This window comes from Allomuricauda sp. F6463D (genome assembly GCF_023015965.1).
Classification (GTDB): domain Bacteria; phylum Bacteroidota; class Bacteroidia; order Flavobacteriales; family Flavobacteriaceae; genus Flagellimonas.
In genome coordinates, this window is the sequence record NZ_JALKAN010000001.1 from 1,001,172 (window position 1) to 1,023,715 (window position 22,544).

20 protein-coding genes are annotated in these 22,544 nt (G+C 39.9%); 11 read left to right on the plus strand and 9 right to left on the minus strand.

The window, feature by feature from the left end:
• The first annotated feature begins 39 nt into the window (after nucleotides 1-39).
• Nucleotides 40-1,722: an alpha-amylase family glycosyl hydrolase gene (locus MWU56_RS04375; protein ID WP_247042604.1), complete on the plus strand. Its 1,683-nt coding sequence runs from the start codon at nucleotides 40-42 to the stop codon at nucleotides 1,720-1,722.
• 3 nt (nucleotides 1,723-1,725) lie between these two features.
• Here the strand turns inward: MWU56_RS04375 and MWU56_RS04380 are convergent, their stop codons facing one another.
• From MWU56_RS04380 to MWU56_RS04390, 3 genes are read right to left on the minus strand one after another with little or no spacing between them, the layout of a single operon-like run.
• Nucleotides 1,726-2,106: a VOC family protein gene (locus MWU56_RS04380; RefSeq protein ID WP_247042605.1), complete on the minus strand. Its 381-nt coding sequence runs from the start codon at nucleotides 2,104-2,106 to the stop codon at nucleotides 1,726-1,728.
• 3 nt (nucleotides 2,107-2,109) lie between these two features.
• Complete coding sequence (locus MWU56_RS04385; RefSeq protein WP_247042606.1) at nucleotides 2,110-2,637, minus strand: SRPBCC family protein; 528 nt, start codon at nucleotides 2,635-2,637, stop codon at nucleotides 2,110-2,112.
• Between the two features lie 42 nt (nucleotides 2,638-2,679).
• Nucleotides 2,680-3,333: a TrmH family RNA methyltransferase gene (locus tag MWU56_RS04390; RefSeq protein WP_247042608.1), complete on the minus strand. Its 654-nt coding sequence runs from the start codon at nucleotides 3,331-3,333 to the stop codon at nucleotides 2,680-2,682.
• Between the two features lie 173 nt (nucleotides 3,334-3,506).
• On the opposite strand from MWU56_RS04390, the gene MWU56_RS04395 reads away from it, so the two are divergent.
• Together MWU56_RS04395 and MWU56_RS04400 are read left to right on the plus strand one after the other, a co-directional pair.
• Nucleotides 3,507-5,012, plus strand: coding sequence for a S10 family peptidase (locus MWU56_RS04395; protein WP_247042610.1), 1,506 nt, complete (start codon nucleotides 3,507-3,509; stop codon nucleotides 5,010-5,012).
• 220 nt (nucleotides 5,013-5,232) lie between these two features.
• On the plus strand, nucleotides 5,233-5,829 hold the full coding sequence (locus MWU56_RS04400) for a hypothetical protein (protein ID WP_247042612.1): 597 nt from the start codon (nucleotides 5,233-5,235) through the stop codon (nucleotides 5,827-5,829).
• Between the two features lie 21 nt (nucleotides 5,830-5,850).
• Here the strand turns inward: MWU56_RS04400 and carB are convergent, their stop codons facing one another.
• Both carB and rpmH read right to left on the minus strand, forming a co-directional pair.
• On the minus strand, nucleotides 5,851-8,703 hold the full coding sequence (gene carB / locus MWU56_RS04405) for a carbamoyl-phosphate synthase large subunit (RefSeq protein WP_247042613.1): 2,853 nt from the start codon (nucleotides 8,701-8,703) through the stop codon (nucleotides 5,851-5,853).
• A gap of 93 nt (nucleotides 8,704-8,796) precedes the next feature.
• Nucleotides 8,797-8,955 (minus strand): 50S ribosomal protein L34, encoded by a 159-nt coding sequence (rpmH, locus tag MWU56_RS04410; RefSeq protein WP_072882462.1) that lies wholly within the window; start codon nucleotides 8,953-8,955, stop codon nucleotides 8,797-8,799.
• Between the two features lie 169 nt (nucleotides 8,956-9,124).
• On the opposite strand from rpmH, the gene MWU56_RS04415 reads away from it, so the two are divergent.
• The 3 genes from MWU56_RS04415 to MWU56_RS04425 all read left to right on the plus strand — a co-directional run bounded on the left by MWU56_RS04415 (nucleotide 9,125) and on the right by MWU56_RS04425 (nucleotide 11,055).
• A complete protein-coding gene (locus MWU56_RS04415) occupies nucleotides 9,125-9,640 on the plus strand; it encodes a DUF2892 domain-containing protein (protein ID WP_247042614.1) in 516 nt (171 codons plus the stop codon).
• Between the two features lie 75 nt (nucleotides 9,641-9,715).
• On the plus strand, nucleotides 9,716-10,249 hold the full coding sequence (locus MWU56_RS04420) for a hypothetical protein (protein ID WP_247042615.1): 534 nt from the start codon (nucleotides 9,716-9,718) through the stop codon (nucleotides 10,247-10,249).
• Between the two features lie 146 nt (nucleotides 10,250-10,395).
• The gene (locus tag MWU56_RS04425) at nucleotides 10,396-11,055 is read left to right on the plus strand and encodes a peptidoglycan DD-metalloendopeptidase family protein (RefSeq protein WP_247042616.1); all 660 of its coding nucleotides are present in this window, start codon (nucleotides 10,396-10,398) and stop codon (nucleotides 11,053-11,055) included.
• Between the two features lie 29 nt (nucleotides 11,056-11,084).
• On the opposite strand, the gene MWU56_RS04430 is transcribed toward MWU56_RS04425, so the two are convergent.
• On the minus strand, nucleotides 11,085-12,047 hold the full coding sequence (locus tag MWU56_RS04430; RefSeq protein WP_247042617.1) for a lytic transglycosylase domain-containing protein: 963 nt from the start codon (nucleotides 12,045-12,047) through the stop codon (nucleotides 11,085-11,087).
• A gap of 48 nt (nucleotides 12,048-12,095) precedes the next feature.
• Nucleotides 12,096-12,758 carry an alpha/beta hydrolase gene (locus tag MWU56_RS04435; RefSeq protein ID WP_247042618.1) on the minus strand — a complete coding sequence of 221 codons (663 nt, stop codon included), beginning with the start codon at nucleotides 12,756-12,758 and terminating at the stop codon, nucleotides 12,096-12,098.
• Nucleotides 12,759-12,923: 165 nt separating this feature from the next.
• Between MWU56_RS04435 and MWU56_RS04440 the strand changes: the two genes are divergently transcribed.
• Entirely contained in the window at nucleotides 12,924-13,217 is a 294-nt protein-coding gene (locus tag MWU56_RS04440; RefSeq protein WP_127137803.1) for a GNAT family N-acetyltransferase, read from the plus strand.
• A 54-nt stretch (nucleotides 13,218-13,271) separates the two neighbouring features.
• Here the strand turns inward: MWU56_RS04440 and mtaB are convergent, their stop codons facing one another.
• A complete protein-coding gene (mtaB, locus tag MWU56_RS04445; protein ID WP_247042619.1) occupies nucleotides 13,272-14,600 on the minus strand; it encodes a tRNA (N(6)-L-threonylcarbamoyladenosine(37)-C(2))-methylthiotransferase MtaB in 1,329 nt (442 codons plus the stop codon).
• Nucleotides 14,601-14,819: 219 nt separating this feature from the next.
• Between mtaB and MWU56_RS04450 the strand changes: the two genes are divergently transcribed.
• The 3 genes from MWU56_RS04450 (at nucleotide 14,820) to MWU56_RS04460 (ending at nucleotide 20,540) form a co-directional block, all read left to right on the plus strand.
• Nucleotides 14,820-16,865 (plus strand): amidohydrolase family protein, encoded by a 2,046-nt coding sequence (locus tag MWU56_RS04450; RefSeq protein WP_247042622.1) that lies wholly within the window; start codon nucleotides 14,820-14,822, stop codon nucleotides 16,863-16,865.
• A gap of 127 nt (nucleotides 16,866-16,992) precedes the next feature.
• The gene (locus MWU56_RS04455; RefSeq protein ID WP_247042624.1) at nucleotides 16,993-18,879 is read left to right on the plus strand and encodes a CocE/NonD family hydrolase; all 1,887 of its coding nucleotides are present in this window, start codon (nucleotides 16,993-16,995) and stop codon (nucleotides 18,877-18,879) included.
• Between the two features lie 59 nt (nucleotides 18,880-18,938).
• Nucleotides 18,939-20,540, plus strand: coding sequence for a sulfatase (locus MWU56_RS04460; protein ID WP_247042625.1), 1,602 nt, complete (start codon nucleotides 18,939-18,941; stop codon nucleotides 20,538-20,540).
• 291 nt (nucleotides 20,541-20,831) lie between these two features.
• Here the strand turns inward: MWU56_RS04460 and MWU56_RS04465 are convergent, their stop codons facing one another.
• On the minus strand, nucleotides 20,832-21,458 hold the full coding sequence (locus tag MWU56_RS04465; protein WP_247042626.1) for a LysE family translocator: 627 nt from the start codon (nucleotides 21,456-21,458) through the stop codon (nucleotides 20,832-20,834).
• 108 nt (nucleotides 21,459-21,566) lie between these two features.
• Between MWU56_RS04465 and MWU56_RS04470 the strand changes: the two genes are divergently transcribed.
• Nucleotides 21,567-22,433, plus strand: a complete 867-nt coding sequence (locus MWU56_RS04470; RefSeq protein ID WP_247042627.1) for a LysR family transcriptional regulator — start codon at nucleotides 21,567-21,569, stop codon at nucleotides 22,431-22,433.
• Nucleotides 22,434-22,544 lie beyond the last annotated feature (111 nt).

The window sequence follows — 22,544 nt, forward strand, 5'->3', positions numbered from 1 at the left end:
TACATATTCATTTTATAGCTTTAAACAAAATCCCAATTCATGAAAAAACTACTTCTTGTCCTATCTTTGTTTCTCTTATCCATAGGCTGTAAAAAAGTTGAAAAGAAGCAGCAAGAAATGCAAGTAGTTCAAGATGAATCACCAAAAAAAGAAGTCCCCTTTATTTGGGAAGCTGCAAACATCTACTTTTTGCTCACCGATCGTTTCAACAATGGCAATCCAAATAACGATGTGAATTTTGAAAGAACTGAAGAAACCGGAGTATTAAGAGGTTTTGAAGGAGGTGATATTGTTGGCATTACCAAAAAAATTGAAGAAGGTTACTTTACAAATTTAGGAATCAATGCCGTTTGGCTCACCCCTGTGGTAGAGCAAATTCATGGAGCAACGGACGAAGGCACCGGAAAAACATACGGTTACCATGGTTATTGGGCCAAAGACTGGACTTCCATAGATCCAAATTTTGGAACACGTAAAGACCTGGAAAATTTAGTTAAAACGGCTCACAGCAAAGGAATTCGGATTCTAATGGATGTAGTTTTGAACCATACCGGACCGGTAACCGAACAGGACCCTGTTTGGCCAGATGATTGGGTAAGGACTGGTCCAAAATGCGAGTTCAGCACTTATGAAAATACCACAGCATGTACTTTGGTTGAAAATCTTCCTGATATACTCACCGAATCCGATGAGGCAGTGGAATTGCCCGATGCCCTCTTGGCCAAATGGAAGAGTGAAGGGAGACTGAGCAAAGAACTTGATGAACTACAACTCTTTTTTGAACGCACCGGGTATCCAAGGGCACCACGATATTATATCATTAAATGGCTTACCGATTATATTAACGATCTAGGTGTTGATGGTTTCCGTGTGGATACTGTAAAACACATAAACGAGGACGCTTGGGCCGAACTAAATAAAGAAGCCAATTATGCCTTTGAAGTGTGGAAAAAGAAACATCGGAACAAGATATTGGACGACACCCCTTTCTATATGGTAGGCGAAGTGTACAATTATAATATTTCCGAAGGGCGTGAATTTGATTTTGGCGACAAAAAAGTAGATTTTTTTAATTATGGTTTCAAAAGTCTTATCAATTTTGAATTAAAATCCGATGCCGACAAAAGTTACGAAACCATTTTTAAAAAGTATAGCCGATTGCTCCATACCAAGTTAAAAGATAAAAGTGTACTCAATTATCTAACCTCTCATGACGATGGACAACCCTACGACAAGGAAAGAACAAATCCATACCGCACCGCTAACGTGCTGTTATTGACTCCCGGGGCATCTCAGGTATATTACGGTGACGAAACCGCTAGGAGCCTCACAATAGATGGTGCAATAGGGGACGCCACGCTACGTTCATTTATGAACTGGGAGGATTTGGACAGCATACCCGAAACACAAAAAATACATAAGCATTGGCAAAAGTTAGGGCAGTTCCGTGCAAATCACCCTGCCATAGGAGCTGGTAAACACAAACGCTTGGCCAAATCACCCTATGTATTCTCAAGAACTTATGTAAATGGGGACTATAGAGACAAAGTGGTAGTTGGGATGGAATTACCCAAGGGTAAAAAGTCACTTTGGGTAAAAGGATTTTTTGGTGATGGCACTAGGTTATACGACACCTATTCAGAAACTGAGGTTACCGTTACCAATGGAAAAGTGCTCTTGGACAATGGTTTTGATATTGCCCTTTTGGAGCTTGTTGAGTAAATTTTACAATCTAGAATGCAAAGCAATTCGATTGCCCTCGGTATCTAGGAATAACGCCATAAAACCAATATCCGGACTTATCAGTGTTTTAGCTTGTATTATCTTTCCACCGGCAGCTTCTATTCCTTCTAGTTGATTATCAATATCGGTACTGGAAAAATAAATCAGTACACCATCGCTAGTACTGGGCTTATACCAGTCTTTATTTTGAATCAGCGAACCTGCAGCTCCCGGTTTGCCATGACTTGCAGGAAACCAACCCATTTTTGTATCTCCTAAATCATGTAACCGAATTTCTATCTGAAATACAGAATCATAAAATTTTTTCGCACGGTCCAAATTCAACACGGGAATCTCGAACCAACCTACCATATTACTCTCCATGCTCTATTGATTTTCTAAAATTTCCTTGAGACTGGCCAAACCTTCTTCAAAATCCTTTCCTACCGCCTTATCCATGTTCATAAACAGCATCATAATACTCATAGGAAATTTATTTTTTCCTGAAAAACCCCATACTACTTTGGTCCGGTTGTTTTCAACTTCCTTGATGCTTAGATATGCATTGGAAGTAGATTTAAAGGGCTTTAAAAATCGTAGCTCGCTCTCAATTCTTTCGTCTGCAATAATTTTGGTGATTTCCTGTTCCCCTTCCCCTACTTCCTTATTACCTTTCCAATAATTTATTGCACCTACCTCACCATCTGTACCTGTGAATTTTTTTTGCATATTTGGGTCACGTTTCCCCCAAGGAGACCATTCATCTTGATTTTTTAAAGATTTGAGATAATCAAATACAACATTTTTAGATTTGGCAATTTCAATGGATCGGGAAACATCATAATTTTTAGGGGCTATAATGGCTAAAATGATCAAGAGTAACACAAGGGCCAACCCAATATATAGTACTAACATAACTGTAATTGATTGATTAACAATTAAAAGTACAAAAAATAGTTACTCAGAAAAATATCTTTTCAAGATACCTTCAACATCTTTTATGGACTTTTTGGTCCAGTCCAATCGTTTCTCAAGAACCTCAATTTCAGTTAAATGCCAATCTACATTTGAACCACCTAGTTTTTGCACCAATTGATGAATAGTTATTGCAGCAGAAACAGAAACATTTAGGCTCTCGGAAAAACCTAACATTGGTATTTTTAAATATCCATCCGCCCGTTGTAACACTTCTGATGACAACCCCTCTTTTTCGGTTCCGAAAAAAACAGCGGTTTTTTCAGTGGGAAAAAAATCAGGCAACAGCGTTGAGTCGTTGTGTGGCGTGGTAGCAATAATTTTATAGCCATCATTTTTTAACTTGGAGATACAGTCAGAGGTGGTTTGATGGCGATACACATCCACCCATTGCTCTGCCCCCATGGCAATATTCTTATCCAGCCGCTTACCAAAACGATCCTCCACCACATGAAGGTCCTGCACACCAAAAACATCGCAACTACGTATAATGGCGCTGGTATTGTGCAATTGGTAAACGTCTTCCACTGCAACGGTAATGTGTCTCGTTCTATTTTGGAGCACATCCAAAAACCGTTGTTTTCGTTCTTCGGTTAAGTACCCCTCAAGGTATGTCAACAAATCAGAATCAAACATAAAACCAAGATAGAAAAAATTAGAAATGATATTTTATCAAAACCAATTGTATTTGCTGCATAGCACGATATCGATTTTATTTCAATGTGGCCAAATACCTTAGGTTAAGGGTGCCAAAACACCCCCTATAACCAATCATTGGTTTTACTATATTTACAAAAACCAAAAAAACCATGGGCAAGCTATACACACTATTTTTATGCATCCTGTTTTCTCCAACGATATCAGCACAAAAAACAAACAATGATTCCCTTTCGTTTCCTGAACCACAATCATTTATTAGCAACCATCAAATAACCAATGGTGGAAAATTGGTGAAGTACAAAGCCATTGCTTCCGAGACTTATTTAAAAAACAAACTTGGAGAACCTGTGGCTTCCATATGGTCCGTGGCCTATGTGCAAAGTGGGTTACAAGAACCGAGCAAACGTCCTGTTACCTTTGTTTTTAACGGTGGGCCTGGTTCCGCATCGGTTTGGCTGCAAATGGGCATGTTCGGCCCTCAACTGGTGCAGGTAGACTCCAATGCATCCAAAGATGATGGTGCAGCACCGTATACCTTGGTAGAAAACACCAACGGTATATTGGACATTACAGATTTGGTTTTTATAGATCCCGTAGGCACTGGATATAGTAAAGTTGTTGGAAAAGGAAAAGTGGAGGACTTTTGGGGTCTTACCGAAGATGCGAACTCGGTTGCACAATTTATACGCCAATGGATTACCGATAATAATCGCTGGCTTTCCCAAAAATACATTATTGGAGAGAGCTTTGGAACCACAAGGGCTGCTGGAGTAGCCAACGCATTGGAAAGTAATGGGCAAAATATGGCCTTAAATGGGCTAATACTAATTTCACAAGCCCTGGATTACGCAGGATCCACATCTGTTCACGATAACATAACTTCATATTTGACCTATTTGCCCAGTATGGCCGCAACGGCTTGGTACCATAAAAAAGCAGGGCAAGGTAAGTCACTTGAATCCTTTATTGAAGAAAGCAGGGAATACGCCTACAACTTCTATGCTCCAGCACTATACAAAGGTTCACTTTTGACAGATGCTGAAAAAAATGAAGTTGCGGAAAAACTCAGTTATTTTATTGGATTGGACAAAGATTATATTTTAAAATCAAACCTGCGGATATTGATGCCTCGTTTTCAAAAACAACTCCTAGCCGAAGAAGGGCTTGCCGTTGGTAGATTGGATGGTAGATATATGGGCGATGAAGTTGATAAATTAACCGATGGGCCACATCTTGGCGATCCGTCCAGCTACCAGATAAGTTCCGCTTACACGGCATCCATCAACCATTTTTATGCATCCGTATTAGGTGTAAAAATGGACAGGCCCTACCTAACATCCAATGGCGAAATATATGGTAAATGGAATTGGAAACCTGTTCCTAAAGGAAGAGGATGGGAACCCTCATATGTAAACGTTACCCGAAAATTAAGCGAAACCATGCGAAGAAATACAGAAATGAAGGTGATGGTTGCCAGTGGTTATTACGATTTAATCTGCCCCTTCTTTGATGCTGAGTATACTTTTTCCAGAAACGGTATTGAAAGGGAAAAAATTAAAATGACCTATTATGAGGCCGGACACATGATGTACACACACCAACCTGATTTAATAAAACTGGCCCAAGATGTGCGGGCATTTATCACCAACGACTAACGAAAAAGCATTTCTTTTATCCTGATTTTTATTAAAGCCCTTCTACTGATTTGAGTTGGCCATTCCTATAACTTTACTGAACAATAATGTTTTCTGTTGCTCGTAAAAAAGATATGAACTCCCCACAAATAAGGATGAAATTGTATAAAAATGATCTTGGATAAATAAATCATTCATAAATATTTTATCTTCGTCGTACTTGAAAAACAATAGTTTAACCATGAGAAATTGTCTTTTCATCATTTTTTTGCTCACTATTCTTCCTATGGTATCGTGTGGTGATTCTAAAAAGCAAAAAGATGACTCCGCGATGGGTACAGAGGATTTCCATAATGTTTCAATTGATGGGAATTACCAAATAGACATCCCAAAATTTATGACCGGAACCACGGGGTTGAACGAAGAAGCTTCGCTACAATTTCAAAGCTTGCTCCAAGAAGCATATCTTCTAATTATTGATGAACCTAAATCAGAATTTGAGGAAGTTTATAGAGGTTTGGAACAGTACGATGACGAACTTTCCGTATTGCAAAATTACAGGGATGCCAGACTACAGATACTTTCCAGAACCACACAGATGAACCGTAAATCTACACCAATTCCTACCCGAATTAATGGTTTGGATGCTGAAACATTGCAAATCGATGCCAATATTAAAGGCATCGACAACGAAATTTCTTATTTCATTACTTTTATCGAAGGTGATCATAACGTCTATATGATCATGGCTTGGACATTAAAGGGCAAAAAGTTAGCACATCAAAACACCTTTAATAGAATTGCCAAATCTTTTGAAATGATAAGTGAACCCTATTAAAGGTAGATGTGACAGTTTTATCTACTTGCTCAAGTACATTTTTCTTCGCGAGTACAAGTTGTAGAATTCATCGTCTTTCAAACTCTCTATAAACAAGATACTTTCACCAGTACTTTTCATTTCTGGACCTAAGTTTTTGTTCACATTAGGGAACTTATTGAAAGAGAACACAGGTTGTTTAATGGCATAACCGTCCAAATGTGGTTTAAAATCAAAATCTTTGATCTTTTTATCGCCCAACATTACTTTGGTGGCATAGTTTACATACGGTTCTTTATATGCTTTCGCAATAAATGGAACTGTACGTGATGCCCTTGGGTTAGCCTCGATGATGTACACGATATCATCCTTGACCGCAAACTGAATATTGATCAAGCCAACTGTATTGAGTGCCAATGCAATGTTTTTTGTATGATCTTTAATTTGTTGCATTACGAACTCACCTAAGTTAAAAGGAGGCAATGTAGCGTTAGAATCACCGGAGTGTATTCCACAGGGCTCAATATGTTCCATAATCCCGATTATGTAAACATCTTCACCATCGCAAATAGCATCTGCCTCAGCTTCAATGGCGCCATCCAAATAATGATCTAGCAACAATTTATTGTTGGGTATTTTTCTCAACAAATCAACTACATGGGCTTCAAGTTCCTCTTTGTTGATTACTATTTTCATTCCCTGTCCACCCAAAACATAGGATGGTCTTACCAGTAGTGGAAAATTAAGCTCCTCCGCCAAATCCAGCGCTTCATCCGCGGTTTCAGCTACACCAAATCTGGGGTAAGGAATATTGTTTTCTTTTAATAATGTGGAAAAACTTCCCCTGTCCTCTGCCAAATCCAAGGATTGGAAACTGGTTCCAATAATATTGATACCATATTTATCCAACTTTTCGGCAAGCTTCAGTGCGGTTTGCCCTCCCAGCTGAACAATTACGCCTTCAGGTTTTTCATGTAGAATAATGTCGTAAATGTGCTCCCAAAATACAGGTTCAAAGTATAGTTTATCAGCCGTATCAAAATCCGTGGACACGGTTTCGGGGTTACAGTTGATCATAATAGTCTCGTAACCACATTCGGCCGCTGCCAGAACACCGTGCACACAACAATAATCAAACTCGATTCCCTGCCCTATTCGGTTTGGCCCTGAACCAAGTACCACTACTTTTTTCTTATCAGTGACCACACTATCGTTGGCAACGTAGCGTTCTCCATCAGGTGTTTCAATCTCTTCTTCAAAAGTAGAATAGTAATAAGGTGTAACCGCCTTAAACTCAGCAGCACAGGTATCCACCAATTTGTACACGCGATTGATGTTCAAATCCATACGCTTACTGTGTACTTCACTTTCCCAGCAATCCAACATGTGAGCAATTTGTCTGTCGGCAAAACCTTTCTGTTTTGCTTCCAACAATAATGCTTTTGACAAGCTTTCAATGGTGTATTTGGATATTTCCATCTCCAAGTAGTGTAATTCCTCGTATTGTTTAAGGAACCACATATCTATCTTGGTAATCTCATGGATACGCTTTAATGGTATTCCAAGTTGAATGGCATCATAGATGACAAAAACCCTGTCCCAACTCGGCACTCTTAATTTTTCAATGATGGTTTCATAGTCCTTGTACCCTTTGCCGTCTGCACCCAACCCATTTCGTTTGATTTCGAGGGATTGTGTGGCTTTGTGAAGGGCTTCTTGGAAAGATCGTCCAATCCCCATCACTTCTCCTACTGATTTCATCTGTAGCCCGAGTGTCCTATCGGAACCTTCGAACTTATCGAAGTTCCAACGTGGTATTTTAACGATAACATAGTCCAAAGTTGGCTCAAACAATGCCGATGTGGATTTTGTAATTTGATTGTCCAACTCATCCAACGAATAACCAATCGCCAATTTAGCGGCAATTTTGGCAATCGGGTACCCAGTGGCTTTTGAGGCCAATGCGGATGATCTCGATACCCTTGGGTTAATTTCAATCGCGATAATATCTTCTTTCTCATCAGGGCTCACTGCAAACTGTACGTTACAACCACCGGCAAAATCTCCTATACTGCGCATCATATGTATGGCCATATCTCGCATGCGTTGGAACGTTTTGTCGGATAAGGTCATCGCTGGAGCTACTGTGATGGAGTCTCCTGTGTGAATACCCATAGGGTCCATATTCTCAATGGTACAGATAATCACAACGTTGTCGTTTTTGTCGCGAAGCAATTCCAATTCGTATTCCTTCCAGCCCATCAATGCCTTATCGATCATAACCTCGTGAATTGGGGATACTTCCAATCCATGGCTCAACATATCGTCGAACTCCGCAGGATCGTGTACAATGGCCGCACCTGCTCCTCCTAAGGTAAAAGAAGCCCTAATCACCAACGGAAAACCAAATTCTTGGGCAATTTCCTTTCCTTTTAGAAAAGACGTGGCGGAAGCTTGGGGTGGCATTCCCACACCAATTTTGAGCATCAGCTCCCTAAACTTTTCACGGTCTTCGGTAATATTGATAGCATCGATGTCCACTCCTATGATCTCTACTCCAAAATCTTGCCAAATCCCTTTATCATCAGCTTCAATACAAAGATTCAACGCCGTTTGTCCACCCATGGTTGGCAATACAGCATCAATGTTTGGATGATTTTTAAGTATTTCGATGATGGACTTGGTGGTCAATGGTTTTAGGTAAACATGGTCCGCCATTGTCGGGTCCGTCATTATGGTGGCGGGGTTACTGTTTATCAAAACGGTTTCAATACCATCTTCCCTAAGTGAACGAAGTGCTTGGGAACCTGAATAATCGAACTCGCATGCCTGACCGATAATGATTGGGCCAGAACCAATGATCAAAATGGAATTTAAATCTTTTCTTTTAGGCATTTTCAATGGGGTTTCTCGTTATCTGCTTATATGTCAAAAAAAAGGTGTTACCTAGAAAAGTAACACCTTTAATTTAAATAATATATACTATCATTATTTTTTATGTCTTGGCTCAGAGGAAACAGTTAATCTCTTTCTTCCCTTGGCTCTTCTTCTCGCAAGAACTTTTCTACCATTGGCAGTCGCCATGCGCTCCCTAAAACCATGCTTGTTTCTTCTCTTCCTTTTGGATGGTTGATACGTTCTTTTCATTTCCGAACTGTTTTAAGTATTTTGATGTTGGGAAATTAGTTTTCCCTAAAAAATTCTGGGCGCAAATATACGAAGACTTTTTACTTAGACAAGCGCAAACTTAAAATATTTAATTAAGTTTTTAGTACTTTTGCCAGCGCTTAACAACAGCTAAAAATTACAAGACAATATGTTCAACAAAAATATCAAGCTCGTTATTGCCGTTCTCATCATTGCTTATGCCGTTTTCCAGTTTGTGGAAGGTAAAATTGGCAATGGAATTGCACTGATATTGCTCTCCCTTGTTTTCATTTTTCTTTACTTCCGGAATGAGTTTATTCTTTTGGCTTTTCTTAAAATGAGAAAACAGGATATGGAAGGGGTACAAAATTGGCTTGGTAAAATTAAAAACCCCGAAACTGCTTTGATCAAAAAGCAGCAAGGTTATTATAATTATCTGCACGGAATTATTTACTCCCAAAAAAACCTTACCCAAGCAGAAAAATACTTTAAAAAGGCATTGAAATTTGGATTGACCATGGATTACGATGTGGCCATGGCCAAATTGAGCTTAGCCGGCATTGCTATGCAAAAGCGTAGAAAACGTGAAGCTACCCAACTGCTGAAAGAGGCCAAGAAATTGGACAAAAACAACATGCTCACCGAACAGATCAAGATGATGCAGCAGCAGATGAAGAAGATTTAGATAAATATCTTCTTTTGCTTTCCCCTAATATTGATTATTTTGGTTTGCAACTAATTATTACCATTTTTATATGGTATGAAGGCCGACCAAGTAATTAGAGATTGTATTTTCTGCAAAAATGAATTGAAAGATGCATTGGAAACGAACAACTCGCAGAAAATTAGAGTAAACTGGATAACATGCTTAACACTGTTAAGAATGGTTGGACATGTACTTGAAAAGGTTGACAAAAAAAACTACCCTTCCAGTCAGATAGTTTTTTCTTCTCTTTGGAATGAAAAAAAAGTTGATGATGTATTTCTAAACTTCATTGAGAAAGAAAGAAACGAAGCAATCAAGGAGTATAAATTTTCATTTAAAGAAGATAATTTTCAAGTTGAGACAGACAATGAATTTCTATTTCAAAATGGAAATAGCTTTTTAAGCCAATCAGGAGAAAGGATGGTATTCATGGACAAAAAAAGAGCCATACATTTTGCTTCAAAAACAAAACAAATTACTATAGTTGAAGAAGAAAGACTTGATCTTTGGGTAGAAAATGCAATCGAATGGTGGACGGATTATTTAAAGGAATTGAAATTTAGATTAAATGAATCTCAAAACCCTTAATCCAATCATTACACCCTTTAATTCGTCATCTTTTTTTTTCTGACACGATAATATTCTCTTTCAGTATCGTTATCTAAAATTCATTATATCAAGATTGATGTCAATCTGGTATTCCTACATTTGTGCTTCATATTTTTTACACAATAATGTACTATCCACTCAACTTAAATCGTACAAATATCCACCCCTTATTCGGTGATTTCCTAAATGGAGAGCCCTATATCTTTGATTTTTCATCCAACAACCCAAAAACATTGGAATACAACCTGTTTGATTTCAATGAGTTCAACGATATGGTTTTTGATGCGTTGAAAACATCCTCCCACCACTGGGGCATTGGCAGATATCTGGAAGAACGAAAAAGTCTCTTAAGAGCTTATCCCAATATTATTGAAGAACAACGGTATTATCATCTTGGTTTGGATATTATCGTCCCATACGACACCCCAATGTACGCACCTTTGGATGCGGAGGTTTATAAAACAGGAAAAGAAACAACCGTTGGCAATTATGGGGGATATATTATCCTCAAACATCATATCAATGGCGTCGTTTTTTATTCTTTTTACGGCCACTTGAAAACGCCACATATGGTCCATGTCGGAGAAAAAACAAAAGCTGGTCAAAAGTTTGCTCACATAGGAAAAGAAAGTGATAGTGGCGGTTGGTTTTGTCACGTTCATCTACAAATCCTTACCCAAGAAGCCATTAATGAAGGTTATACCGATTGGGGGTACATTTCACCAGCGTTGTTACCTAAAGTGGAAGAGTATTTTCCTTCGCCTTACTTCTTGTTTAAATATTAAGAAGCATAGTACCGAAAAACGTAAGCCTGCTACTTCCCAACATTCCCCACGCGATAGTGCCCTTTGTTGGGGATTTCGATGGTGTATTTTTTCCGCGAAGCGTTGTTCAAATGTGGTTCGCGCAACCAAGGGTTATGCCTTTTCAATATTTTATAATTGATTTCGTAGAGTTCCGCAAATTCAGCCCAACTGGTCACCGCAGAATCTACCTCAACAGTAAAGGTGGGCACTTTTTTATACATGTCTTCTTCTTCCAACTGAAAACCATACTTATCGCGATTGGAAATAATTTCTTTTATGGCCAAAATTCGAAACACATAGCGCCCTGTCTCTTGGCCTAGCAATAAATCGTAATATCCATCCACTTGCTGAATATCCCTATACTTTTGCACTCCGGCAGGTCCAGCGTTGTAAGCTGCGGCCGTTAAGGTCCAGCTACCAAAACGGTCCTTCCATTTATTTAAATAATCGCAAGCAACTTGAGTAGCTTTTTCCACGTGGTAACGTTCATCCACATTACCGTTTACCTCAAGACCATACTCTTTTCCAGTTGCTCTCATAATCTGCCAAAAACCTGTGGCACCCGCGGGGGAAACCACATTTTGCAGACCACTTTCGGCCACGGCCAAGTACTTAAAATCGTCTGGAATGCCATTCTTTTTAAGTATAGGCTCAATAATCGGAAAGTATTTGTTAGCCCTTTTCATCAACAATAGAGCATTGGATTGCCAATAGGTGTTCACCAAAAACTCCCTATCCACACGTTCCATAATTTCAGGATCCTCCTGTGGAACCGTTTCTCCAGCAAAATTGAGGTCTTCCGGAATTTCTATGGCACTTATCTGGTAAGTATCCGCCACATTTTTATCTGTACTTTCTTTTTCCTCTACAACAGGTTTTTCTTCAACTTCATTCGACTGCACGGCAAAAATAAGCGTGCTCACAACGGCAATTAATCCAATAAAAGCCAAAATGTTTTTGATGTATTTCATGTCTTCCCAATTAAATTGTGATGTAAAGATACTATTATATAGACGAAATTATTCCAAAATAATTGTGGGGAGGTGCTCATTAAACCATCGGGCACGATGAATAATCATGGTGTGCGTGCCATTTTTCACCGGTATACAGTCCTTGATATTGGCAATGGGAAATACAGCATCCCGATCTCCTTGGATATGAACCGTGTTTTTGAGTGGAACCTCTTGATTCCAATTAACGATCTGGTCAATGGACCAATCTATATAATATTTGTCACGGATAGAAAGGTACTTCTCGTACAAGTGCAAACGCTTGGTCACTGTTTCACCAAAAGCATATTTAGCCAACAATTCCACATTGTTAACCAAACCCGTAGGTAACAATTTGTGCACTTTGGTATATTTTGCAAAAATCATGCGCTTTGGAAGCTCGTGCTTATTTTTGACCGACGATACCACAATTACTTTGTGGACAGGGATAAGCTTAGCCATTTCTTGTACCAACATGCCCCCAAAGGACACACCCAATAATACAGGGTTGGGTTGAAGTATCTTTTTGCACATTTTTTCTGCATAATCCACAAGGCTCATCCCCTTTTCGGGTACAAACCATTCCAAAGTATGGATTTTGAATTTATCTTCGGGAAGTTTGATGTTTTCAAAAATAGTAGCGTTCGCTGCCATTCCCGGCATTAGGTAAACATGGATTTTGTTATCGGACATATCGCACCAAATATCGACAAGGACTAGGAAATTAGCAATATTTTGACTAATTTTGTGTCCCTTTTGCAGCTAACCCCGCCTAACGAATACAAGTTTTTAATAAGGGGAGACGGAAATATCTTTTTCTAGATATCTCTACGAGTCATTAAAAAAAACAAGTACTATATGACAACATTGGAAATCACTGACAATAGTTTCTTACGTCAATTTGAAACTACAGTCAATGGGCATTTAGCCAAAATTGAGTACTCTTCACAAGAGCGCAAAGTATTTTTGACCAAACTGGTAATTCCAGAAGAAATCACAAAAGAAGGTTTTAAAGAGGATTTCATCAAAGCAGTATTGAACGAAATTCAGGAAAACAACCTTAGAGTGGTACCCACTAGTCCTCAAATTGCAGGTTTTCTAAGAAAAAATAGGCAATACAAGGAAATGTTACCGGTTGGCATCCGTATTTGATCCAACCAATTAGTGAAAAAGCTTAAAAGCCTCCTTCAAAAAAGGAGGTTTTTTTTATGCCATTACTTCACTGGACACAAATTCAAATCGTACCAAGCCGTCCTCATCAATATCGGTAAGTTCCACTTGGTGCAGGGTATTTATCAAAATGGGGTTCCACGGTGTTTTTACCTTTACGTAGTTTTCGGTAAACCCATGAATGAACCCTTTTTTGTTCTCACCTTCGAACAAAACGGTACGCACATTCCCTAACTGACTCTCATAAAAAGCCCTGCGTTTTTTGGCAGAAAGCCCTCTCAACATCTTGCTACGTTTGCTTCGCACTTCCTTGGGAACCACTTGGTCCATTTCCGCCGCCACAGTGTTATCTCTTTCAGAATAGGTAAACACGTGCAAATAAGAAATATCCAATTCGTTCAAGAAATGATAGGTCTCCAGGAAATGTTCCTCTGTTTCACCTGGAAAGCCAACAATCACATCCACTCCAATACAGGCGTGGGGCATTGCTGCTTTAATTCGTTTTACCCTATCCACATACAAGTTGGACAAGTACCTGCGACGCATCTTTTTTAAAATAGCGTCACTCCCACTCTGCAACGGCACATGGAAATGCGGTACAAAAGAGTTGCTTTGCGCCACAAAATCTATGGTCTCGTTCTTGAGCAGATTCGGTTCAATGGAAGAAATCCGAAGACGGTGAATGCCGTCAATGGTATCCAAGGCCTTTACTAAATCCAGAAATGTATGTTCGTGTTTTTTATTGCCAAACTCCCCTTTACCATAATCACCGATGTTTACACCGGTCAAAACAATCTCTTTAATGTCTTTGGAAGCAATTTCCTTGGCGTTGTTCAGTACATTGCCCAAGGTGTCACTTCGTGAAATACCACGTGCCAAGGGAATGGTGCAATAGGTACATTTATAATCGCAACCATCCTGTACTTTTAAAAAAGCACGGGTACGGTCGCCAATGGCATAACTGCCTACATAAAAATCGGCATCTTCAATTTCGCAAGAATGTACTTCTCCCCTATCGTTTTTGGTAAGGTCGTTCAGATAATCGGTAATCTTAAACTTTTCAGTAGCACCCAAAACCAAGTCCACACCATCTACCGCTGCCAGTTCTTCTGGTTTAAGCTGAGCGTAACACCCAACGGCTGCAACAAAGGCTTCGGGGTTAGCCTTTTGGGCCTGTTTTACTATGGTTTTAAATCGTTTATCAGCATTCTCCGTTACAGAACATGTGTTGATCACATATACATCTGCCTCTTCCGAAAAGTCCACACGCTGAAATTCTTCCTTTTCAAAACCTCTTGCAATCGTAGAGGTTTCGGAAAAATTGAGCTTACAACCCAGTGTGTAAAATGCGACTCTCTTGCTCATATGCCCGCTGTGCTTTTAGGGGCGCAAAGATAGTGATTTGTTGGAAGTTATCGCAAATGGGCAAAAGGATGAAGGTTGCGCGCTATGGGTAATCCAGTCCAAAACCATTTCACAATAAACATCTTGAAAATCAAAGTGACACTTTTGCTTCCACCCGTTCATAAAAAGGAAGAAGAGTATAAAATTCGTTAACTTTAACATCTAACTTAAATAAACCCAATGAAACTTCGATTATTTGTTGTCGGCCTTGTTTTACTGGCCGGCTATTCTTGCAAAACAGAAACAACTTCTTCTTTGGTAAATCACCAAGGTGAAGAAAGTTATTCCGTAATCATCAGTGAGACCAAGGTGGGCCATCTCAAAGCCAATACTTCTGGTGACACCATCAGCATTGATTACGATTACAAAAACAACGGTCGTGGTCCGACCATGAAAGAAACCATTGCGCTAAATGCCGAAGGCTACCCCGTAAGCTGGGAAATAACCGGGAATACCACTTTTGGCAACGCCGTGAACGAGCAATTCTCTTTAGAAAACGGAGAAGCCTCTTGGACCGATGCCACTGGCTCTGGAAGTGCCACTGTAGATGCTCCACAGATTTACGTTAACCAATTTGGAAGCCCCTACTCCGCTGTTCTGGCGGCACGCTTACTTTTGGATGCTCCCGACAACACTTTGCCCGTACTTCCCGCAGGTAACCTGACCCTGACAAAAATGGAAGATTTGACCGTATCAAACGCTTCCGGTGAGGGCGAACTCGCTTTGACCACCTACGCCCTTTCAGGTGCCGAAATGAATCCTTCCTATTTTATTATGGATGAAAACGAAAAATTCTTTGCGGCAATCTCCCCAAGATATATTGTAATTCGGGATGGTTATGAAGCAGAGGAAAAAGGCTTACGCGAATTGGCCGAAAACTACTCCGCAGAGCGCTATGAAACCCTCCAAAAAGAATATGCCCACAACTACGATAAAAAAGTTCGAATAGCCAACGTAAAGGTGTTCGACCCGAAAACACAATCCCTGACCGAACCAGTTTCCGTGGTAGTGGAAGGTGAGAAAATAACTGCTATCGAAGCTGCTGATGCCACTAGTGAAGATGAAGTGGTCATCGAAGGTAATGGCGGAACTTTAGTTCCCGGCTTGTACGAAATGCACGCTCACACTGGAGACAATGGCGCCTTGTTGAATGTTTTGGCCGGTGTTACCTCTTTCCGAGATATGGGAAACAACACCGAAGTACTGAGCAACCTGATTGAAAAAATTAATTCCGGTGTATTGGCGGGACCTCGTGTTACCCGACTTGGTTTTATTGAAGGGAAAAGCCCATACAACAGTAACAATGGTATTTTGGTGGAAAGCAAAGAAGAAGCTTTGGCAGCCGTAGATACCTATGACAGTCTCGGTTTTTATGGGGTAAAACTATATAACAGCATGAACGGCGATTGGGCTCCGGACATTGTGAAGAAAGCCCACGACCAAGGCCTGGTAGTAACCGGACACGTACCCGCATTCTCCAACGCCAATGCTATGCTACGCGCTGGTTATGATGAAATGACCCATATCAACCAAACCATGTTGGGCTGGGTTTTGGAACCTGAAGAAGATACCCGTACCCTATTGCGCTTGACAGCCATGAAACGTTTTCCGGGAATGGACTTGAACAGCGATAAAGTACAAGAGACTTTGGATTTATTTGTCGCCAACAAAACCGCAATGGATCCCACTTTGGCCATCCATGAGCGTTTGATGCTCTCCCGAAACGGAGAGGTAACACCGGGTGCCATGGATTATGTAGACCACATGCCTCCCAACGAACAACGTAGCCTTAAAGTTGCCATGGCACAGATTGCGGATGCTGAAGAAGATAAGGCCTACCGCGAAGCCTACGATAAAATTGTGGAAACCCTTACAATGATGAAGGACAGAGGTATTTTAATTGTGGCCGGAACCGATTTGGGCGGTGCCTTCAACCTGCACCGTGAATTGGAACTCTATACCGAGCAATTGGGCTATACTCCTGCCGAAGTATTAAAATTGGCCAGCTACGATATGGCGCAATACTTGGGACATGAAAGTCTGGGAAGCATTGAACCCGGTAAATTGGCCGATTTCTTCTTGGTGCCCGGCAATCCGGTGGAGGATATCAAAGCCATTAAAACCATTGCCGCTGTATCTCGTGGTGGAACTTTTTACTATCCTTCGGAAGTATACCCGGCCTTTGGGATAACCCCTTTTACTGAAAAACCAGAGGTTAAGGAATAGATTTAGATATAACCAGTGACATTAGTTGCTGGTTTTTTTTTCAACCTGTGGCAACATTCACATGATGTATTATATTGGCAAAACTCGATTAAGTTCCCGAAAACAACCTCAAACCAACTATATAAAAATGAAAAAATATTCCTTTCGAATTTTACTTGCGGTAAGCTGTTTTCTTGTAGCTCATTTTAGTCTTATCGCTCAAGACAATGTACTTGAAGAGCTTGAGGAAATTGCAATCATAGACCAAAAAATCATGATGCCCATGCGAGATGGCATCCGATTGGCTACGGATATTTACCGCCCCAAAACGGATAAGAAAGTACCCATTATATTTTCCAGAACACCCTATAATTTCAATTCTTGGGGAGATGGAGAGCAAAGAACACGAACAGCCAGTAGAGCATTGGCAGCCGTTAAAAGAGGGTATGCCTATGTGGTTCAAAATGAACGTGGAAGGTATTTCTCCGAAGGAGAGTGGGACATTTTGGGCGTTCCGCTAACCGATGGTTACGATGCCTTTACATGGATGAAGGACCAAGCTTGGTCCAATGGAAAAATAGGCACTTTAGGATGTTCTTCCACGGCAGAATGGCAAATGGCCGTTGCCGCATTGGATCACCCATCACATGCTGCAATGGTGCCACAAGGTTTCGGGGCCGGTGTTGGAAGGGTCGGCGACATTAACGAACAAGGAAACTGGTACCGTGGCGGAGCGGAACAGATGCTGTTTATTTCCTGGTTGTATGGTGTAGAGCACGATAAATTCAAACCGCGTATTCCCGAGGGAGCCACACAAGAAGATCTTATACGGATTTCCAGATTCTACGATTTAGCACCGGAAAACCCACCTGTGGATATGGCCGAGGCATTAAATCACTTACCCATCCAAGATATTCTGAAAAATATCAATGGAAAGCATGAAATTTTTGACAAAATGGTCCGTCGCAAACCTAACGACGAAGATTGGTTCAAAGGAGGGCTTTACCATGACAATATGGAAATAGGTGTTCCCAGTTTTTGGTTTGCCTCTTGGTACGATGTGTCCATTACACCCAATATCTCACTTTTTAATCACGTCAGAAACAACGCAAAGGACAAAGAGATTAGAGACAATCAGTACTTGGTGATTGCTCCTACGCTACACTGCGCTTATACCCGAGCTACAGAAAATACCATAGTTGGGGAACGTAGCGTGGGCGATGCGAGGCTTAACTACGATGAACAGATTTATGGCTGGTTTGATATGTGGCTGAAAGGAGAAGAGAATGGCTTCAAAGAAAAAACACCACGGGTACAGTACTACACCATGGGGAGCAATGAGTGGCAGGCCTCGGAAACCTGGCCCCCAGAAGATGCAAAACCAACAACGTATTATCTAAATAGTGATGGTAATGCCAACAGCTCCTATGGAGACGGAGTTTTATCAACCAGAAAAGCCGGTTCCGACAACCCTGATGGTTTTACCTATGACCCAATGGTACCCGTGCCTTCTTATGGTGGCAATGTGTGTTGTACCGGGAATGCCGTTAAAGGTGGTGCTTATGACCAACAGCAAATGGAAACCAGGAATGATATTTTGGTCTACACTTCCGATGTATTGGACGAAGGTGTAGAGATTTCTGGATTTATTGAATCCACCTTATACGTATCATCGGACGCCAAGGATACCGATTTCACCATTAAACTTATTGATGTTTATCCTGATGGAAGGGCCTATAACTTGGATGAAACCATACAGCGCGTAAGGTACCGCGAAGGTTATGACAAAGAAGTTTTTATGGAAAAGGGTAATGTCTACAAAGTAGATTTAACCCCCATGTCCACCAGTAATTATTTTAAAAAGGGACATCGCATACGCATTGAGGTTTCCAGTAGCAACTTTCCGCGTTTTGGAAGAAACCTGAACACAGGTGGCAATAACTATGATGAAAAAGTTGGTGTGGTCGCGCACAATAAAGTGCACCATTCCAAGGAATATCCATCACAGATTACGCTGCCCATCGTTGTTAAATAGCATTGGCAAAACCATATAAAAGAGACTAATTACAACCTCAAAAAATCACGGGATTTGATATGGTTTTAGATAGAAAAACAAGCCTATCCAGACTTAAAACTATACTATATGTATTTGTTGCAACTTCCTTATTAGTAGTAAGTTGCAAAAAACAGGAAGAAGAAATCAAGAAACCTGCCAATGTTTTGTTTGTATCCATTGATGATTTACGGCCAACCTTGGGTGTATATGGTGATACTATAGCCGTTACACCCAACATAGATCGTTTAGCTTCCGAAGGAATCACTTTTATGGAAGCATTTAGCCAAGCAGCTGTGTGTGCGCCATCACGAGCTAGTGTAATGACAGGTACTCGACCCGATTCCACACGGGTGTGGCACCTCGGAGACAAATTCAGGGACATTAATCCCGATGTTGTCACCATGCCCCAGTACTTTTCAAAATTTGGCTATCATACGGTGAATATTGGAAAAATCTTCCACAATTATATGCCCGATTCCATTTCTTGGGACGAGCCGGACCTTAGGCCGTCGCAATACTTAAAGAAAGATTGGATAAACAGGGATGGGGAAACGTTTTATATCAGTGAGGAGGTAAACAAATCACAGGCCATAAAAAGGGACTCGCTCTTACAATTAAAACCCGTTAGATATGCCGATGGCTGGAACACCGGTCCCGCATGGGAAGCGGCAGATGTGCACGATACGTTGTACTACGATGGTGCACAGAACGAATTGGCCAAGAGAACGCTGGACAGATTGTCCAAAATGGACAAACCCTTTTATATGGGACTTGGGTATTTTAGACCACACCTGCCTTTTGCCGTCCCAAAAAAGTATTGGGACCTGTACGACCCCAATGAAATACCGCTCCCCACCAATCCGGACATGCCCGAAGGCGCTCCTTTGCACAGCATGAACTCCATGTACGAACTAAGGCATTATGATGGTTTTGGACATATTGCGCATCCCACCGAACCCAACAACATTGGTGAGGATACCACGCGTATTTTAAGGCAAGGGTATTACGCAAGTGTGAGTTATGTGGATGCACTTTTAGGTGATTTGGTTGCCCATTTAAAAAAGCTCGATATCTACGACAATACCATCATCGTAGTTTGGGGCGACCACGGTTGGAAATTGGGCGACCATAACAGCTGGGGGAAAATGACCAATTTCAACATTGATTTAAAAGTACCTGTAATCGTTCGCTATCCCGACCAGGAATCCAGAGGTGTTACCTCTAATGCAATGATTGAACTTGTGGACTTGTTTCCATCCCTCTGCGAACTGGCCGGAATAGAAGTTCCTGAGTATATGCAGGGTACAAGTTTTGCTCCACTTACCAAAAACCCTGAGTTACCTTGGAAAAATGCCGCGTTCAGTCAATTTCATCGCAGACCAAAGGTTTCTGCCGATGGCAAAAGATACATGGGTTATTCTTTGAACACCCAAAAATACCATTACATTGAATGGTATAGCTGGGACCCCGAAACAGGTGAAAAGGGAGAACTAAAGGATATTGAACTGTACGACAGAGCAAAGGATCCACATGAAACAATAAATCTTGCTAAAAATGAGGATGTGGGCCAAGTGATGGAGGAGCTATCCGAACAACTGGCCAAAGGGTGGAAAAATGCCCTGCCCATGGACCAAAAGTGATAAAGAACTTGGTTTGAGACCATAGCGAACCTCTTATCTATATGAATCCGTAGAGTTTCAGAAATAGCATATGGCCAGGCGTATTGCCTGGCTTTTTTTGTTTACCCTCTAAAAAACAGCAAGTTATGTTGATAAGAGTGTTAAGTACTTACGGAAAAGCGTAATGAACTGTAGGTTTTTTTCTGTTACCTTCGTTAACTGTCGCTAAAAATCATTAAAACGATAATTAGCTTAATAGTTAGCACCAATTTGAAAAAAAACGCTCTATGAATAACGAAATCGGGCGAAAACTTAAATTTTAGTTAATGCTATTTTTATTCCCATAACTATAAAAACCAAACCACTCAATTTACTTAACCAACGTCCTGATTTAGAATTACTTTTTAACTTTTGACTGAAAACACTAGCGAATAATGTCAAAATTAAAAACCATACAATCCCAATTAAGGCATAAGTTATACCCAATAATAGAAACGGAATAGGATTATCCATTTGATTTACATTAATAAATTGAGGGAAAAAAGCCAGAAAGAATAATGCAACTTTCGGATTTAAAGCGTTTGTAAAAAATCCAGTCCAAAAATCATTTTTTGAATTTTTGTTTAACTTTTTGATATCAGCTGGAAAAAATTCCTCTTTGTTTTTCAACTTTAAAAAACCCAAATAAATCAGATATCCTGCACCAAGAAATTTGATTAAAGCAACTACGAAAGTAGATTTTGCAATAAGAACAGACAAACCTAATGCAGCAAAAAATGTATGCGCCAAAACACCAGTATTTATGCCGAATGTGGCATAAATACCTGACTTTCTTCCTTGACCTATTGACTTATTTAAAACAAAAACCGTATCAATTCCTGGCGTGATAATAAAAAACAAAGCCGTCACTATAAATGTCATTAAATTTTCAATTCCCATTGTGTTCTAACTTTTAGTATTAAAAAAATATTTTCAACAAAGAAACGGTTTTGATATACTTCAAAAAATACATATTTTTGACCTACTAATGCGAAAACAGCATTATTTATGACAATTCAACAAATAAAATATTTTTTAGTTCTTGCCAAAGAACTTCATTTCTGGAATACGGCAGAGAAAGTTTTTATATCACAGTCTTCATTGAGCAGACAAATCCAAGCTTTGGAAGATGAACTACAAATACAACTTTTTGAACGGGACAAAAGAAATGTCAAGCTTACAAATGCGGGTAAATTTCTTCAAGAACATTGGACAGAGAAAATTAACGAGTTTGACCAAATAATAAGACAGGCAAAAAAAATTGATGAAGGAAAAGCCGGAACTATTTCTATAACGTATCCGGGTTCTATCGCTTATGAATTTTTACCAAAATTCTTGGAGGTTTTAAGCAATAATCTACCTGATTTAAAAATAGAATTAACTGAACCGACAGACGATAATCACGAAAAGCTTTTATTAAACTTTCAAACCGACATAGCATTTAGTAGAGATAAAATTAAAAATGCAAATATCGACTCTCATAAACTTTATTCTGAACCAATTTGTTTGGTTGTTCCTAAAAACCATAGGTTAAACAAAAAGAATTTGACTGGATTAGAGAACGAAAAGTTCATTATTTCGGGTTTACACCAAACCACTTTTTTTGCTTCGTTATTAAGGTCGTGGTTTTCAAAAAATGGAATTGAACCCAAAACCATAATTGAATCGGATTTTGGAGGAATGATAATGAATCTTGTTTCCAAAGGACTTGGAATCTCTATTTTGCCATTATCGTTTAAATCGGCTCAAGCAGAAAATGTTGAGTTTATAGAATTAGAAGAAAAAATAGATTTGTACATAAGCTGGCGAAAAAAGGAACTGAACAACACAATTAAAAAAGTGATTGAACTTGCGGAAAATGTTGCGGAAAAATAAAAACTGGTGCTAACACCGTATAAAATTAATTGCTGGTTTTAGCCTACTTACGAAAGTCCTCGTGGACTTTCTATCTGTGATTTATTTACTTATTTTAGTGCTTAAAACACG